The organism is Bradyrhizobium sp. WYCCWR 12699 (assembly GCF_032144035.1).
Lineage (GTDB): Bacteria > Pseudomonadota > Alphaproteobacteria > Rhizobiales > Xanthobacteraceae > Bradyrhizobium.
Window position 1 is genome coordinate 663,914 of record NZ_JAVTJN010000036.1, and the last position, 16,803, is coordinate 680,716.

Genomic DNA, 16,803 nt, shown 5'->3' on the forward strand with positions numbered 1-16,803 from the left:
CTCAATTGCGAGCGTGCCGAAGGTGAAGCAGAACTTCGCCTTCGGCCTGACGCTCAACGCCAACCATGTCTCGACCGCAGAGCGCGACGCGATCCGCGGCCGTTACATCATGGGCTGGGCCGAGGCGAACGACTCAATCATGGCAAGAGCGCGGAAGCGATGGAGAAGCTTCAGAATGGGTCACTACAAACAGACGCCGATGGCCGACATCAATGAGTGGTTCGCATGTATTTAGGTGGGATCGTCACGAACTGGCTACAACAATCGACAGATTTCTTTATGGCCAAGGCAGGCATCAAGGACTTCACGCTGGCGAGCAAGTACTTTGATCCAAGCCTCCATTCAATGCCCATGACCTAGATATCACGAGCCTGAGGGGATGTTCGCGCCAAACACCAGTTGTGCGGCGCGCCCCAATTTCCTGGACTCTGCTGTCGTATCCGGCATGTGTTGCGCCCGCCGCTGAACACGCTGTCCCTTCTGCACCCTCGACCGCGCTGCCGCACTCTGTTGTCCAGATAGCAATGGCTTGCCAATCTCAGGCGGGCTACGCCAATCTAACTTCTCGGTCAGAGCATCTGGAATGCGAGAGAAGCTCCCAAGACTACGCCAAACTACGCGATAACTGCCCGCAGCCCTACTCCCACTCAATCGTCCCAGGCGGCTTGCTCGTCACGTCGTACACCACCCGGTTCACGCCCTTCACTTCGTTGATGATGCGCGTCGCGGTCTCGCCGAGAAACTTCATGTCGAACTGGTAGAAGTCCGCGGTCATGCCGTCGGTCGACGTCACGGCGCGAAGGCCTACGACGTAGTCATACGTGCGGCCGTCGCCCATGACGCCGACGGTCTTCACCGGCAGCAGCACGGCAAAAGCCTGCCAGATCTCGTCGTAGAGGCCGTGCTTGCGGATCTGGTCGATATAGACGGCGTCCGCCTTGCGCAGGATGTCGAGCTTGTCCTTCGTGATATCGCCGGGGCAGCGGATGGCGAGGCCGGGGCCCGGGAACGGGTGGCGGCCGACGAAGATTTCGGGCAGGCCGAGCTCGCGCCCGAGCTTGCGCACCTCGTCCTTGAACAGCTCGCGCAAGGGCTCGACGAGCTTCATGTTCATGCGCTCGGGCAGGCCACCGACATTGTGGTGCGACTTGATGGTGACGGAGGGGCCGCCGGTGAAGGAGACGCTCTCGATCACGTCGGGGTAGAGCGTGCCTTGCGCGAGGAAGTCGGCGCCGCCGATCTTCTTGGCTTCCGCCTCGAACACCTCGATGAAGAGGCGGCCGATGGTCTTCCGCTTGGTTTCGGGGTCGGTGACGCCTTCGAGCTCGCCCAAAAACTGTTTCGAGGCATCCACGTGCACCAGCGGGATGTTGTAGTGGTGGCGGAACAGGTCGACCACCGTCTTGGCCTCGTCGAGGCGGAGCAGGCCGTGATCGACGAACACGCAGGTGAGCTGGTCGCCGATGGCCTCGTGGATCAAGACGGCCGCGACGGCGGAATCGACGCCGCCGGACAGGCCGCAGATCACCTTGCCCTTGCCGACCTGCTGGCGGATTTTTGCGATTTCCTCCTCGCGGAAGGCGCGCATGGTCCAGTCGCCGCTGAGGCCTGCGATCTTGCGCACGAAGTTGCGGATGAGTTTCGCACCGTCGGGCGTGTGCACAACTTCCGGGTGGAACATCAGGCCGTAATATTTGCGCTTCTCGTCCTGGATGATCGCGAACGGTGCATTCGGCGAGGTGCCGGCGACGGAGAAACCCGGCGGCATCTTGGTGATGCGGTCGCCATGGCTCATCCAGACCTGGTTCTTGCTGCCTGAGGACCAGACGTCCGCGAACAGCTGGCTCTCGGCCTTGACCTCGACATCGGCGCGGCCGAACTCGCGGTGATGGCCGCCCTCGACGGTACCGCCAAGCTGCTCCGCCATGGTCATCTGGCCGTAGCAGATGCCCATCACGGGCACGCCGGAATCGAAGATGGCTTGCGGGGCGCGCGGCGAGCCGGCCTCGTGCACCGATTCGGGACCGCCCGAGAGGATCACCGCTTTCGGCTTCATCTCGTTGAAGGCGGCTTCGGCCTTGTTGAACGGGACGATCTCGCAATAGACGCCGTCCTCGCGCACGCGACGCGCGATCAGCTGCGTCACCTGGCTGCCGAAGTCGACGATGAGAATCTTGTCGTGCGCCGAGGCCACGGAGGGCGTCGACGCGGAGCGGTCGTTCTGTGCTGCTGTCATGGCCAGCAAATACGCTGGCGCGGCCCTGCCCGCAACCGCGCCTGTCGCGCGCCCACATGCTTCTTTGGGCATGGACAAACCCATATAGGTAAGTATTATTGACCTATTATGCCCCGCTCTTGAACAGGGGCGATCAGGGAGAACGCCATGTCTTCGCAACACATGTCTTCGCATCACCAGCCATCGACGCTGGCCGCACTCGGCCGGACCTGGGTCGAGGCCTGGAACGCGCGCGATCTCGAGCGCGTGCTCACGCTCTACGACGAGGCGGCATTGATGACCTCGGACCGCATCCCGATGCTGGGTTTCGACGCCAGCGGCACCGTGCGCGGCAAGGATGCCTTGCGCACCTATTGGGGCAAGGCGCTCGGGCTGGTGCCAGAGCTGCATTTCACGCTGATCGACCTGTTCGTCAGCCCGGACAGCGTCGTGGTGTTTTACGCCAACGAGCGGGGCAAGAAGATCTGCGAATATCTGCGGGTGAACGAGGCGGGGCTGATCGTGCAGGGCTCGGCGAACCATTTGGTGGGGTGATCGTGCTCTCTCCTCGTCATTGCGAGCGCAGCAAAGCAATCCAGACTGTCGCCGCGGATGCATTTCTGGATTGCTTCGCTGCGCTCGCAATGACGGAGACTGGCGCGACGGCGTGCGCTAACGACAAAGCTGCCGGCTCTCAAGACAGGACTCCCCCATGAAACTCCCCACCTCCCCCTTCACCGTCACCGACTGGAGCAAGGTCGAGCCGACCACGCATCCCGGTGAGACCGGGCAGGCCACGTGGCGCACGCTCAATATCGGCGATCTCCGGGTCCGGATGGTGGAATATTCACCCGGCTACCTGGCCGACCATTGGTGCGATCGCGGCCACGTGCTCTACGTGCTGGAGGGCGAGCTCCGTTCCGAGCTGCGCGATGGCCGCGCCTTCAAGCTGACGGCGGGCATGAGCTACCAGGTCTCGGATTTCGGCGACGCCGCGCACCGGTCCTCGACCGCAACCGGGGCGACGCTTTTCATCGTGGATTGAGGTTCATCCGGACCGTTACTTTGCACCGCAAAATAGAAAAGTCGGACGACGTTTCGGACCACGGGTGGTGCCTTGAACTGGCCCCAAATTCTCGCTATATTGTGATCATCGATACTTGGCCGAACGACTGGGCCGCTTCGCCTCGTTGCTAACGGGCGCGCACGCTTCAGATGACTTCTCCAAACATCGACTGAACAGGGCTATGGGCGCAATGCTGCGTACCGGTCCACGTGCGTACTCTCTCTAACTAACTAAAGGAAATTCCCATGGCTATGGGCACCGTGAAGTGGTTCAACACCCAAAAGGGTTATGGTTTCATCCAGCCAGACGACGGCCAGAAGGACGTGTTCGTGCACATCAGCGCCGTCGAGCGCGCCGGCCTCTCCTCCCTCAACGAGGGTCAGAAGGTCTCGTTCGACATCGTCGCCGACCGCCGCAGCGGCAAGTCGTCGGCTGACAATCTCCGCGTCGGCTAACGCCGGCGCAGCGTTCTGACCACGGACGTACCGGCAGAACGCCAGAGTTAAAAGGCCCCGCGACCGGGATCCGGTTCGCGGGGCTTTTGTTTTCGGGGTGTCCGACACGGTGTCGTAGGGCGGAGTCACCGGGGATCGCAAGGTCATGGTGGGCACGGCGCAAGAGCGCCTTTGCCCGGGACAGGCACGGGCATGACGACTTCTCTTGAGAGCGACACCTACACCGTGGGCAGCACCGAAAACGCTTCCCCTGCCCTGCGCAGGTTCAATTCGTCCGCTCCGGCGGTCTCGCTTGTCACACTGTCGACGCGCGAGGACGGCGGGCCGTGGCGGCACAGCGCGACCATGTCGGCGACGTGCTTCGGCGGGCCGGCGAACAGTGCTTCCACGCTGCCGTCGCGGCGGTTGCGAACCCACCCCTCGAGGCCGCTCGCCGTCGCCTGATACTCCACCCAGGCTCGATAGCCGACGCCCTGCACGCGCCCGCGGATCATCACCTGGAGGATCGCCCGGCTCATTTTTTCAATCCGAGGAATTCGGCTCTGCGCGCCTTGACGTCGGCCTCGCGCATGACGCGGGCCGTCAGTTCCGACGATGCGAGCCCTTGGAGGTCTTTCGGCGATGCACCGTCGCGGAGCGCCTTCTGGGTCGCGTACACGGCCTGCGTCGCGGCGGCGATCGGTGCGTGGCCCTGCAGCGCGATACGCACGCGGTGGCTGGCGAGGTAATCGAGCGCGCTCAAGTCCTCGGGCGCCCCGCCGAGCACGATCGGCAGGCGCGTCGCAGCGCTCACCGCCTCGAGTTCGGCCCGCGACTTGATGCCGGTGAAGAACAGCGCATCGACACCGGCGGCCTCATAAGCCTTGGCGCGGCGGATCGCGTCCTCGATCGAGGTGATCGAAGCAGCACCGGTGCGCCCCATGATGACCAGCGAGGCATCGCCGCGGCCGCTCAGCGCGGCCTTCATCTTGGCGACACCTTCCTCGAGCGAGATCAACTGCGTCTTCGCTTCGCCAAAGGCCGCCGGCAGCAGGGTGTCCTCGATGGTGAGGCCGGCGGCGCCAGCCGTCTCCAGTTCCTGCACGGTGCGGCGGACATTGAGCGCGTTGCCATAGCCGTGATCGGCATCGACCAGCACGGGCAGCGCGGACGCGCGCGACATCCGCCGCATCTGCTCGGCAAGCTCGGTGAGCGTGATCAGCGTGACGTCGGGATCGCCAAGCACGGCAAGCGAGGCGACCGAACCGCCGAACATGCCGAGCGGAAAGCCGAGGTCCTCGGCGATGCGGATCGAGATGGCGTCGTAGACCGAGCCGGGATGGACGCAGGTGGCGTCCGACAGAACGGAGCGAAGTTTCTCGCGGCGGGAACGAAAGGCCATGGGTGCCTCACTCTCAATTCCTCATCCTGAGGAGCGCGCTCTTGGCGCGCATCTCGAAGGATGAAAGGCCCGGCTGGTGGCCTCGCCCTTCGAGACGCCGCGAAGGCGGGACTCCTCAGGGTGAGGGTCTCCTGTTGTGCCCGAAGCGCTCTTACGCAAACTCCAGGATCAGCGCGTCCACCGCCAGCGTCGCGCCGGCGCTGGCGTGGACCTTCTTCACCGTGCCGTCCTGCTCGGCGCGCAGCACGTTCTGCATCTTCATGGCTTCGACCACCGCCAGCGTCTCGCCGGCCTTGACCTCCTGCCCCTCGGTCACCGCGATCGAGACCACGAGGCCGGGCATCGGGCAGAGCAGCTTCTTGCCGCTGTCGGAGGCCGTCGTCACTGGCATCAGCCGCGCGGATGCAGCTTCCGCTTCGGTCCAGACATAGACCGGCACCTCGACGCCCTGATGCGCGAGGCGGATACCGTTCGGGATCGGCCGCGCCTGCAGCGCGACGAACTGGCCATCGATGGTGCCCTGCCAGACCGCATCGCCCGGCTTCCATGGCGAGGCCAGCAGATGCGCGTTGCCGGCCTTGCCCTCGGCATCGATGAAGCGGATCGCGATCGCCTCGCCCTCGCGCGCGACCTCGAGCTGGATCTCCTGGCGGTCGAGCCAGACCGCGCGGCGCCGCTCGCGCTGCACGATGCGGCCGCCCATCTGGCCCGAGATCTGCCGCTTGCGCTCTCCCAGCACGTGATCGATGGCGGCGCCGACCGCGGCGATGCGCCGCGCGACCTCGCCTTCCGGCACGCGCACCGCAAAGCCCTTGGGGAATTCCTCGGCGATGAAGCCGGTCGAGAGCCGGCCCTCGCGCCAGCGCGGATGATGCATCAAGGCCGACAGGAACGGGATGTTGTGGCGGATGCCGTCGACATAGAACGAATCCAGCGCGGTCGCCTGCGCCTCGATCGCGGCCGCACGCGAGGGCGCGTGGGTGACGAGCTTGGCGATCATCGGATCATAATGGATCGAGATCTCGCCGCCCTCCTGCACGCCGGTGTCGTTGCGGATGGTGATGCCGTCGTGGCTGGCTTCCGCCGGCGGGCGATATTTCACCAGACGCCCGATCGAGGGCAGGAAGTTGCGGAACGGGTCTTCGGCGTAGAGACGCGATTCCACCGCCCAACCGGTCAGCGTGACGTCCTTCTGCGCGATGGCGAGCTTCTCGCCCGCGGCAACGCGGATCATCTGCTCGACGAGGTCGATGCCGGTGACGAGCTCGGTGACGGGATGCTCGACCTGCAGGCGCGTGTTCATCTCCAGGAAGTAGAAGCTCTTGTCCTGCCCCGCGACGAATTCGACGGTGCCGGCGGAATCGTAGTTCACAGCTTTGGCCAGCGCGACCGCCTGCTCGCCCATCTTGCGGCGCGTGGCCTCGTCGAGCAGCGGCGACGGCGCCTCCTCGATGACCTTCTGGTTGCGGCGCTGGATCGAGCATTCGCGCTCGCCGAGGTAGATGACGTTGCCGTGCTTGTCGCCCAGCACCTGGATCTCGATGTGGCGGGGATCGACGATGAACTTCTCGACGAAGACACGGTCGTCGCCGAACGAGGCCTTGGCCTCGGCCTTGGCGAGATTGAAGCCTTCGGCGACCTCGGACTTCGAATGCGCAATGCGCATGCCCTTGCCGCCGCCACCCGCGGAGGCCTTGATCATCACGGGGTAGCCGATCTCGTCGGCGATCCTGACCGCGTGCTTGTCGTCCTCGATGACGCCGAGATGGCCCGGAACGGTCGAGACCTTGGCCTTGGCGGCCGCCTTCTTCGACTCGATCTTGTCGCCCATCGCAGCGATCGCGCCCGGGTTCGGGCCGATGAAGACGATACCGGCCGCCTCCAGCGCGCGCGGAAATGCCTCGCGCTCGGACAGGAAGCCGTAACCGGGATGCACGGCCTCGGCGCCGGTCTTGCGGCAGGCCTCGACGATCTTCTCGATCACCAGGTAGCTCTCGGCGGCCGCGGGCGGGCCGATCAGCACGGCCTCGTCGGCCATCTCGACATGGAGGGCGTCGCGATCGGCCTCGGAATAGACCGCAACCGTCTGAATTCCCATCTTGCGGGCAGTCTTGATGACCCGGCAGGCGATTTCGCCGCGATTGGCGATCAGGATGCGTTTGAACATGCTTTTCTTGAGTCTCGACCTTGGGCGGGACCCTTCCCTGGCCGTTGGGGCCTATGGGACGGGCCGTGTGGCTTCCGTGGTACATCAAAATGGGCCGGAGGCAACGGTCTAAATCCGGCCCGTTCTGGCGTACCAGCGCAAGACCAAAGGGGGCTCGACAGCCTCTAGCGACGGCCCGGGACGTCCTGGGCCTTGCTGGCCTCCCTGGCTTCCTTGGCGTCCTTGGCCACGTCCCTGACCAGGCCGTGAATGAAGCCGAGCTTGCTGACCACCGCGGGCGACAGGATGAAGGGATAGAGGTCGCGCAGGCCCATGGCGCGGTTGACGCTGTTCATGGCGAAGGTGAAGGGCAGCCATGCGCTCAGCAGCGCGTCGACGTCGCGGGCCTCGTAGGGATTGAACCGGATCCGCGCCGTCAATTCCCCGTCACGATCGACCTTGGGGCGCACCTCCATGCCGAACTCGCCGGCCATCTCCAGGGCATCCACAATGTGGAGATAGTGCGCCCAGGTCTCCGCGAAGTCTTCCCAGGGATGGGTGGTGGCATAGGCCGAAACGTAGCTCTGCTGCCAGTCGGGTGGCGGCCCCTCGGCATAGTGACGCTGTAGCGCTTGGCCGTAATCGACAGAATCGTCGCCGAAGACCGCGCGGCATTCTTCGAGCTTGCCGCCGTCCCGCACCAGCACGTCCCAGAAATAGTGCCCGACCTCGTGGCGAAAATGCCCGAGCAGCGTCCGGTACGGCTCGCCCATTTCGAGCCTGCGCCGCTCGCGCTCGATGGTGTCGGCCTCAGTCAGCGCAATTGTGATCAGGCCGTTGTCGTGGCCCGTCAGGATCCTCTCGCCGCTGTTCGGATCGTCGGCAAGGAAATTGAAGATCAGACCATGTTCGGGGTCGTCCTGCCGCGTCCGGAGCGGCAGCTTCCAGCGGATCAGGGAATAGAACAGACGGTGCTTCGCCACCTCCAGCTCGCGCCAGCCGGCGAGCTGCGCCGGATCCGAGAGGTTCGGCACCATCCCATTGTGGCGGCAGGCGCGGCAATAGCCGGTGGTATCGCCCGCGTCCGTGAGCCAGTTGCAGGCATCGTACCCAGCGTTCCGGCATAGCATCCGGCTTTGGCCCTTGTCGGCCAGCATTCTCCAGGCCTCTCCGTCTGGCTCGATCGCCGACATCGTCTCCTGCTCCGGCAGGAAAGCGACCCGATGACCGCATCGTTCACAGGCGCGGTTCTCGAAATAGAGGACGTTGCCGCAGGCCTGGCAGAGAAAGAGTTTCAAGATTTAGCCTCTTCGGAAAGAGCTTCATGGCAGCCCGTCATGGCGCCTCGCGAAGACGCATCCGCAGGCTGATCGTTCCAGTCTCTGGAACAAATAGCCAGACCAGGAATTGAAGAGACGTATCTTTTCCCGGTCCACGCAAGCCTGCATTTCCCGCCAGGCTCTCCCTTGTAGGCAATGGCCATCACGCTCCGTCTGTGTGAATATCGATCCGGCACGTGCGCTCCCGCATGACAACGGCCGATGCCTTGAACGATCCCTTGAACGATCCTTTGCCCGAGACCATCGCTGCCGAAAGGCTGCGTCAGCATCTCGAAGACGTCGCGCGCGAGCGCGACAACGCCTATCGTGCGCTCCAGGAGCGCGAGACCGAGCTGGCGCGCATCCAGCGCATCGGCAAGGTCGGCGGCGTCGAGGTCGACTTCCGCGAGGGCTTCAAGAACCGGCGTTCGCCCGAATATCTGATGCTCCACGGCCTGCCGCCGGAGGCGGCCGAGGAATCGCACGAGGATTGGGTCAATCGTATCCATCCCGACGACCGCGACGCCACCGTCAAGCACTTCATCGATGCACTCGCCGACACCAGCGAAGACTACACCGCCGAATACCGCATCATCCGTCCCAATGACGGCGAGACCCGCTGGATCCGGGTCGTCGCCAAGATCGAGCGCGACAAGGACGGCCGCGCCATCCGCCTGGTCGGCGCCCATATCGACGTCACCGACCAGATGCTCGCGCGCGAGACCCTGCGCGAGAGCGAGGAACGCTTCCGCCTGATCGCCGACAGTGCCCCGGTGCCGATCTGGGTGACCAAGCTCGACCGCACGCGGTCCTTTGCCAACCAGGCCTATGTCGACTTCGTCGGCCTGCCCTACGATCAGGCGATCGCCTTCGACTGGCGCAAGGTGCTGCATCCGGACGACCTGCCGCATGTGCTGCAGCAATCGGTGCAGGGCGAAGCCTCGCTGAAACCCTTCGTGCTGGAAGCGCGCTACAAGAATGCCAGCGGCGAATGGCGCTGGCTGCGCTCGGAATCGCAGCCGCGCTGGGATCCGACCGGCAAGCATATCGGCTTCATAGGGGTCGCCCACGACATCACCGTCGCCAAGCAGGCCGAGATCGAACTCCGGCGGCTCAACGAGACGCTGGAAGAGCGCATCGCCGAGCGCACCGCCGAGCTCGAATCCAACGAGGCGCGGCTGCGCGCGATCCTGGAGACCAGCAACCAGTATCAGGGCCTCGTCAATCTCAGCGGCGAGTTGCTCTACGCCAATAAGACCGCACTCGACGGCATGGGGGCTCCTTCCTCGGAGGTGATCGGAAAGGCGCTGTGGGAGACGCCCTGGTTCAGCGCGACGGAGGGCATGAGTGCGCTGGTGCGCGAAGCGTTCCACACCGTGCTCAAGGGCGAAGCCGTGCGGCTCGAGATGCGCCTGCGCCTTCCCATCGGCGAGCGTGATTTCGACTTCGGCATGCGCCCCGTGCTCGACCGCCACGGCAACATCACCGGCGCGGTCCCTGAAGCCGTCGACATCACCGAGCGGCGCCGCGGCGAGGAAGCATTGCGGCAGTCGCAGAAGATGGAGGCGATCGGCCAGCTCACCGGCGGCGTCGCCCACGACTTCAACAACCTCCTCACCATCATCCGCTCGGCCACCGATTTCCTGCGCCGCCGCGAGCTGCCGGAAGAGCGCCGCCGCCGCTATGTCGATGCCATCTCCGACACGGTCGAGCGCGCCTCCAAGCTGACCGCTCAGCTTCTGGCGTTCGCGCGCCGGCAGCCGCTGAAGCCGCAGATCTTCAACGTCGGCAGCCAGGTCGAGGGTGTCGCGCAACTGGTCCGGCCGCTGGTCGGCGGCCGCATCGAAATCGCGGTGGAGATTCAAGACGCCGACTGCTTCACCATCGCCGACATCGCCCAGTTCGAGACCGCGCTGATCAACCTCGCCATCAACGCCCGGGACGCCATGGAGGGCGAAGGCAGCCTTACCATCGCGGTGCGCAAGGTTTCCGGCATCCCCAGCTTGCGCGCGCAGTCTGCACGCAGCGGCGGCTATGTCGCGATCTCGGTCACCGATACCGGCAGCGGCATCGCGCCGGAGCATCTCGATTCGATCTTCGAGCCGTTCTTCACGACCAAGGAGGTCGGCAAGGGCACCGGCCTCGGTCTCAGCCAGGCGTTTGGCTTCGCAAAGCAGTCCGAGGGTGACGTCGCGGTGACGAGCACGCAGGGCAAGGGCGCAACCTTCACGATCTACCTGCCGCAGGCCCAGAGCCCTGTCGCCGAGAAGGAAGCCGCGGCGCTGATCCACGAGGCCGCCACCACCGGGCGCGGCTACCGCGTGCTCGTGGTCGAGGACAATGACGATGTCGGCCAGTTCTCCACCGAGCTGCTGGAGGATCTCGGCTATGTCGTCCGCCGCGTCGCCAACGCCAACGCGGCGCTGGCGATCCTCGGCGAGAACGAATTCGCCGTCGACCTCGTGTTCTCCGACGTCATCATGCCCGGCATGAACGGCGTCGAGCTCGCCGGCATCATCCGCGAGCGCTATCCGGGCCTGCCCGTGGTGCTCACCTCCGGCTACAGCAACGTGCTCGCCGAAAACGCCCATCGCGGTTTCGAGCTGATCCAGAAGCCGTATTCGGTGGAATCGCTGTCGCGCATCCTGCGCAAGGCGATCACGGAGAAGTTGTCGGTGGCGCGGTGAATGTGAGCCAAGCTTACCGCTGTCGTCCCGGACAAGCGCGCAAAAAGCGCGCGCCGATCCGGGACCCATACTCCGAGACGGACGTTGTAGCGTGAGCTCGTAGCCGACAATCTTCGCCAAACTTCATCCTGTGGTTATGGGTGCCGGATCTACGCTTGCGCTTGCCCGGGACGACAGCGAAGTGTTTGTCGCGCGCTGATAGACACAACGACGATCGAGAAACCGATGTCCAGCGAGACTCCCGATCGAGCAAGGCAACCCGGCCGGGCGCTGGATGCGGCCAATTTCTTCCTCGCCGACGTCCGCGACGGTCTCGGACCTTACCTCGCCGTCTATCTTCTCACCGAGCAGCACTGGGACGAGGCGCGCATCGGCCTCGTGATGTCGGTCGCGACCATCGCCGGCATCGTGGCGCAGACGCCGGCCGGAGCGCTGGTCGATGCGACGCGGGCGAAGCGGCTGATGATGGTGATTGCCGCCATCATGGTGACACTGGCCTCGTTGTCGCTGCCGCTGTTTCCGAGCTTCCTGCCCGTCGCGATCTCGCAAGGGATCGCGCAGGCCGCCGCCGTGATCTTTCCACCCGCGATTGCCGCCGTTTCGCTCGGCATCTTCGGCCGCGCCGCCTTCACCCGGCGGATCGGCCGCAACGAAACCTTCAACCACGCCGGCAATGCGGTCGCGGCCGCATTGGCGGGCGTCTCCGCCTATTGGTTCGGCCCGACCGTCGTCTTCTATCTTCTGGGCGCGATGGCGATCGCGAGCCTTCTCAGCATCCTCGCGATCCCCGCCCGCGCCATCGATCACGACCTCGCCCGCGGGCTGCACGATGCGGGTACGGATGCGCATCAGGACACGCCGTCAGGCATCACCGTGCTTCTGACCTGCCGCCCCCTCCTCGTCTTTGCCATCTGCGTGCTGCTGTTTCACCTCTCCAACGCGGCGATGCTGCCGCTGGTTGGGCAGAAACTGGCGCTGCAGGACAAGAACATGGGCACCAGCCTGATGTCGGCCTGCATCGTCGCGGCGCAAGTCGTGATGGTGCCGTTTGCCATGCTGGTCGGTGCCAGGGCCGACCGCTGGGGCCACAAGCGGTTCTTCCTCGCTGCCCTGCTGATCCTCCCGATCCGCGGCGCACTCTACACGCTCTCCGACAATCCGTTCTGGCTGGTCGGCGTGCAGCTGCTCGACGGCGTCGGCGCCGGCATTTTTGGCGCGATCTTTCCCGTCATCGTTGCCGATCTCATGCGCAACACCGGCCGCTTCAACGTCGCGCAAGGCGCGGTCATCACCGCCCAGAGCATCGGCGCGGCGCTGTCGACGACGCTGGCCGGCTTCGTCGTGGTCGGCGCGGGCTACAGCGCGGCGTTCATCAGCCTCGGCCTCGTCGCTGCGATCGGCGCCGCCATCTGCATTTGCGCCCTGCCCGAGACGCGACATGGGGCAGCCCGCCGCCAGGGGGAGACAGCGGCACCGGCATCCGCTATCGCTGCCGAATGAACTCATTTCACGTCAAGGACTGAACGTGCCGTCTGACGCCATCTGGGCCTGGAGCATCATCGTCGTCGCGACCGCAGGCGTCATCATCCGCCCCTTTCGCGTGCCCGAAGCGGTCTGGGCCGTGATCGGCGCGAGCGCGCTGGTGCTATCAGGCCTGCTGCCGTGGCAGGATGCCCTCGCCGGCATCGCAAAAGGCCTCGACGTCTACCTGTTCCTGATCGGCATGATGCTGATCGCCGAGCTCGCGCGGCTCGAGGGCCTGTTCGATTATCTCGCCGCGCTCGCGGTGGAATATGCCGCCGGCTCGCCGCAGCGGCTGTTCCTGCTGATCTATCTCGTCGGCACGCTGGTGACGGTGCTGCTGTCCAACGACGCCACCGCGATCGTGCTGACGCCCGCCGTCTATGCCGCGACGCGCGCGGCCGGCGCGAAACCGCTGCCCTATCTCTTCGTCTGCGCCTTCATCGCCAATGCCGCGAGCTTCGTGCTGCCGATCTCCAATCCAGCCAATCTCGTCGTGTTCGGCGCGCGGATGCCGCATCTGACGGAATGGCTGCGCCTGTTCGCCCTGCCATCGGCGGCCTCGATCCTGCTGACCTACATCGTGCTGCGCCTGACCCAGCACCGCGCGCTGAAGGAGGAGACGATTGCCCACCGCGTGCCGCATCCCAAGCTCGGCGGCGGCGGCAAGCTGACGGCGATCGGCATCGTCGCGATCGGCATCGTGCTGGTCACGGCGTCGGCGCTGGACAAGCAACTCGGCCTGCCGACCTTCATCTGCGGCGGCGTGACGGCCGCGATCGTGCTGCTGCTCAGCCGGCAGTCGCCCATGCCGGTGCTGCGCGGCGTGTCGTGGAGCGTGCTGCCGCTGGTCGGCGGACTGTTCGTCATGGTGGAGTCGCTGATCAAGACCGGCGTGATCGCGCAGCTCAGCGCGCTGCTGCACCAGGCGGTGGCCCAATCCGTGCGGCAGGCCGCCTGGAGCGTCGGCATCGCGACCGCACTCGCCGACAACATCGCCAACAACCTGCCGGTCGGTCTTGTCGCCGGCTCGGTCGCCGCCAGCGATCATTTGCCCGCACCTGTCGTCAGCGCCATCCTGATCGGCGTAGACCTCGGCCCCAATCTGTCGGTGACCGGCTCGCTCGCCACCATCCTCTGGCTGGTCGCGCTCCGCCGGGAAAAGATCGAGGTCGGCGCCTGGCCGTTCCTCAAGCTCGGCCTGCTGGTGACGCCGCCTGCCCTGATCGCGGCCTTGGCGGCGGCGATCCGATAAACGTACGATCTTTGCGGCGCATCAATGTCGCCGCTGAGGCTGGAGCTATACTTCAACTTGTCGCGCAGCCTGATAGGGCGCGGCAAGGAGATCCATCATGCAGATCCAGTCAAAGGCATTGCCCCATAGCTTTTCCCTGCGTCGTTCGTTTCAGAGCTTCACCGCGCCACGCCAGGGCCAGGCGGAGACGTCCCACCCATTGCTGCTCCTCGCGGTGGTGGTGCTGGTGACCCTGTTCGCGATCGTGGAGGTCGACCTGCACAGCGCCCAGTTGCAGGCGCTCGGCCTGCTCGGCCATGGCGCCGGGATTGATCCGGTCTTCCTGAGCCCGTAGTCCTGGGAATGGAGCCCGATCGCGGCCATGGCCGCGACCGGGCAACGCTTCGTCAGTCGTTCTCGTAGCCGTAGACTTCCGGCAGGATGAAGATCGCGGCGAGCAATCCGATCAACGGGAAGATCGCGACCATCAGCGTGGCGTTCGCCTGCCCGATCGCCGCGAACACCGTCGGGAACAGGAAGATCGCCAGGAACGACGGCAGCTTCACGAACATGTAGGCGAAACCGCTGGCGGTGCCGCGATATTTCGGCTTGGCGACCATGGTCGGGATCGTCATGCAGTTCGACGCGTCCCAGTAATGGCCCCACAGCATGGCGGCAGCCGCGAACGGCAGCAGGATCTTGTTGTCGGTATAGAGCGCGAAGGCCGCGACCAGCAGCGCGGCCAGCACGATCGAGAAGCCCGCGATCGAGATACCGCGGTGGCCGATCTTCGGCGTCAGGAGCGGGCCGACCCAGCCCGACAGAGCGGCGAAGGAGAACAGCGCCATCGTCACCAGATTGATGCCGAGCACGCTCGACACGCCGACCATGACGAAGAGCACCGGCAGATAGAACGCGAAGGTCGAGAATTCGCTGGCTTGCACGAAGCAGGCGATCCAGCCGTAAAGCGTGGCGCGCCAGCGGATCGGATCCTTCTTGAGGTCGGCGAGGAATGCGCGGGTCGAGACCTTCGGCACTTCGACGTCCTGGTCCGGCAGCATGTCGAGATTGTCGTTGAACATCTCGCGCGCGACCTGCTTGGCCTCGCGGTAGCGGCCCTTCTGCACCAGCCACACCGCCGTCTCCGGCACGTCGTGCCGCATGATCAGGATGATCAGCGCCGGCAGCGCGCCGAGGCCGAGCGTCACGCGCCACAGCGTCTCGTGGTTCATGTCGATCAGGAGGAAAATCACAATGACGCCGATGGTGAGCACCTCGCCGACCGCGAACATGAACTGCCAGCGGTTGCCCATGACCTCGCGCTCACCCTTGGCCATGGATTCCATGATGTAGGTGTAGCCGGTCGAGATGTCCGAGCCGAGCGGAATGCCGAGCAGGAAGCGGATCACGATGAGCCAGGTGATATCGGGCACGAAGGCCTGCGCCAGCGCCAGCACGATGAACAGCACCATCGTGGCCAGGAACATGACGCGGCGGCCGATCTTGTCGGAGAGCCAGCCGCCGAGCAGCGCACCGATCAGGGCGCCGCCCTGCGTACCGGCCGCGGCAAGGCCCAGCATTAGCGGATCAGGATTGAACTGCTCCTTGATGAAGATCAGCACGAAGGCGATCGAATAGAGATCCCAGGCCTCGACCAGGATCGAGGCCATCATCAGCCAGCCGACCTTGTTGCCCTTGGGACTGTAGTTCGTGATGAGGTAGCGGACCGCGGCTTCGCTCGCGGTCGGTTGTGGCATCGCCGTCGTTGACATGTCTGGTCCTCTCTTCAAGACTTTCAAAGCATGGTCCGGATCCGAAGGGCCGCGCTGGCGCAAAGTGCGCAGCGGTTTTCCGAGCGGATCATGCTCAAACAACAAGCTAAAGCGCGATGACGATCCATCCTGATCTCATCGCGCTTTACGTGCCGAGCAGCGGCTCGATGCTGCAATCGAGCAAGCGCGGGTCGATCCCCACCTCCATGCCGTTGAACATCTCGCCCATGTAGTCGATCAGTGCATCGCTCGCCTTGACCGCGTCCTCGACGCGGCGGTTGGCGACTGCGTTGAGAATGCCGAGATGATGGTCGATTGTGCCGGATAGATCGGCCTGTCCGGGCATGAAGCGGTGGTGGATGTAGCCGATGCGCCGGTACAGCGTGTGCAGCGGCCGTAGCGTGTGCACCAGGAACGGCTCGCCGGCCGCCTCCAGCACCAGCGCGTCGATGCGGCGGTCGATGCTGTTGAATTCGTCGAGGGTCAGGCTGGCGCGGCGCTCACGCAGGAGCCGCTCGATATGCAGCGCCTGATTGCGATGCGAGAGGCTGGCGCGATCGGCCGCGAGGCGAACCACGAAACGCTCCATGTCGCGGCGCAAGGCCAGCAGCATGCGCTCGCGCGCCAGATCGATCGGCGCAATGTGCAGGCCGTGGCGCGGACGAATGACGATGAGCGTGTCGGCGGAGAGACGGTTGACGGCGTGATGCACCGGCGTGCGGCCGAAGCCGGTGATCTCCTGCAATTCCAGCATGGTCATGAACTGACCGGGCTTGAGCTCGCAATGGACGAGCAGCTCCTCGATCTTCTGGTAGGCCAGCTCGAAGAAATTGACGCGGTTGCGCCGGGAGGGCCTGCCCTCGCCGTCGTCGCTCCTCACCACTTCGAGCGCGCGTTTGCGCCCTGCCATGTCGTCCTCCCGTCCACCCGCGTTCTCGGGCGGGGCGCCTCGCTCCGAGGCGTCGTGTTTGTGACATCCTTAAAACATGTTGTGATATATTACAAGC

Annotated in this window: 15 protein-coding genes; 8 read left to right on the forward strand and 7 right to left on the reverse strand. The window is 64.9% G+C overall.

What is annotated here, in order from left to right; genetic code table 11:
- Positions 1 to 22: 22 nt before the first annotated feature.
- Complete coding sequence (locus RPS27_RS27995; RefSeq protein WP_212063473.1) at positions 23 to 235, forward strand: hypothetical protein; 213 nt, start codon at positions 23 to 25, stop codon at positions 233 to 235.
- 402 nt (positions 236 to 637) lie between these two features.
- On the opposite strand, the gene guaA is transcribed toward RPS27_RS27995, so the two are convergent.
- Entirely contained in the window at positions 638 to 2,236 is a 1,599-nt protein-coding gene (gene guaA, locus RPS27_RS28000) for a glutamine-hydrolyzing GMP synthase (RefSeq protein WP_194402686.1), read from the reverse strand.
- 162 nt (positions 2,237 to 2,398) lie between these two features.
- On the opposite strand from guaA, the gene RPS27_RS28005 reads away from it, so the two are divergent.
- The 3 genes from RPS27_RS28005 (at position 2,399) to RPS27_RS28015 (ending at position 3,736) form a co-directional block, all read left to right on the forward strand.
- Positions 2,399 to 2,770, forward strand: coding sequence for a nuclear transport factor 2 family protein (locus RPS27_RS28005; RefSeq protein ID WP_211419319.1), 372 nt, complete (start codon positions 2,399 to 2,401; stop codon positions 2,768 to 2,770).
- 157 nt (positions 2,771 to 2,927) lie between these two features.
- The gene (locus RPS27_RS28010; protein WP_211419266.1) at positions 2,928 to 3,260 is read left to right on the forward strand and encodes a DHCW motif cupin fold protein; all 333 of its coding nucleotides are present in this window, start codon (positions 2,928 to 2,930) and stop codon (positions 3,258 to 3,260) included.
- A gap of 266 nt (positions 3,261 to 3,526) precedes the next feature.
- A complete protein-coding gene (locus tag RPS27_RS28015) occupies positions 3,527 to 3,736 on the forward strand; it encodes a cold-shock protein (protein WP_008141931.1) in 210 nt (69 codons plus the stop codon).
- Between the two features lie 218 nt (positions 3,737 to 3,954).
- Here the strand turns inward: RPS27_RS28015 and RPS27_RS28020 are convergent, their stop codons facing one another.
- From RPS27_RS28020 to RPS27_RS28035, 4 genes are all read right to left on the reverse strand, one after another.
- Complete coding sequence (locus RPS27_RS28020) at positions 3,955 to 4,254, reverse strand: acylphosphatase (protein ID WP_211419265.1); 300 nt, start codon at positions 4,252 to 4,254, stop codon at positions 3,955 to 3,957.
- Positions 4,251 to 5,117 (reverse strand): oxaloacetate decarboxylase, encoded by an 867-nt coding sequence (locus tag RPS27_RS28025; RefSeq protein ID WP_212068531.1) that lies wholly within the window; start codon positions 5,115 to 5,117, stop codon positions 4,251 to 4,253. The genes RPS27_RS28020 and RPS27_RS28025 overlap by 4 nt, the downstream gene beginning before the upstream one ends.
- 151 nt (positions 5,118 to 5,268) lie before the next feature.
- Positions 5,269 to 7,284 carry an acetyl/propionyl/methylcrotonyl-CoA carboxylase subunit alpha gene (locus tag RPS27_RS28030; RefSeq protein ID WP_194402690.1) on the reverse strand — a complete coding sequence of 672 codons (2,016 nt, stop codon included), beginning with the start codon at positions 7,282 to 7,284 and terminating at the stop codon, positions 5,269 to 5,271.
- A gap of 164 nt (positions 7,285 to 7,448) precedes the next feature.
- Positions 7,449 to 8,561, reverse strand: coding sequence for a putative zinc-binding metallopeptidase (locus tag RPS27_RS28035; protein ID WP_212068530.1), 1,113 nt, complete (start codon positions 8,559 to 8,561; stop codon positions 7,449 to 7,451).
- A 218-nt stretch (positions 8,562 to 8,779) separates the two neighbouring features.
- On the opposite strand from RPS27_RS28035, the gene RPS27_RS28040 reads away from it, so the two are divergent.
- From RPS27_RS28040 to RPS27_RS28055, 4 genes are all read left to right on the forward strand, one after another.
- Positions 8,780 to 11,269 (forward strand): PAS domain-containing sensor histidine kinase, encoded by a 2,490-nt coding sequence (locus RPS27_RS28040; RefSeq protein ID WP_212068529.1) that lies wholly within the window; start codon positions 8,780 to 8,782, stop codon positions 11,267 to 11,269.
- 225 nt (positions 11,270 to 11,494) lie between these two features.
- The gene (locus RPS27_RS28045) at positions 11,495 to 12,769 is read left to right on the forward strand and encodes an MFS transporter (RefSeq protein WP_212068528.1); all 1,275 of its coding nucleotides are present in this window, start codon (positions 11,495 to 11,497) and stop codon (positions 12,767 to 12,769) included.
- 25 nt (positions 12,770 to 12,794) lie between these two features.
- Positions 12,795 to 14,045 (forward strand): arsenic transporter, encoded by a 1,251-nt coding sequence (locus tag RPS27_RS28050; protein WP_212068527.1) that lies wholly within the window; start codon positions 12,795 to 12,797, stop codon positions 14,043 to 14,045.
- A 97-nt stretch (positions 14,046 to 14,142) separates the two neighbouring features.
- A complete protein-coding gene (locus RPS27_RS28055) occupies positions 14,143 to 14,379 on the forward strand; it encodes a hypothetical protein (protein WP_212068526.1) in 237 nt (78 codons plus the stop codon).
- 52 nt (positions 14,380 to 14,431) lie between these two features.
- On the opposite strand, the gene RPS27_RS28060 is transcribed toward RPS27_RS28055, so the two are convergent.
- Positions 14,432 to 15,796, reverse strand: coding sequence for an MFS transporter (locus RPS27_RS28060; protein ID WP_211419258.1), 1,365 nt, complete (start codon positions 15,794 to 15,796; stop codon positions 14,432 to 14,434).
- A gap of 145 nt (positions 15,797 to 15,941) precedes the next feature.
- Positions 15,942 to 16,706 carry a GntR family transcriptional regulator gene (locus RPS27_RS28065; RefSeq protein WP_212068525.1) on the reverse strand — a complete coding sequence of 255 codons (765 nt, stop codon included), beginning with the start codon at positions 16,704 to 16,706 and terminating at the stop codon, positions 15,942 to 15,944.
- Positions 16,707 to 16,803 lie beyond the last annotated feature (97 nt).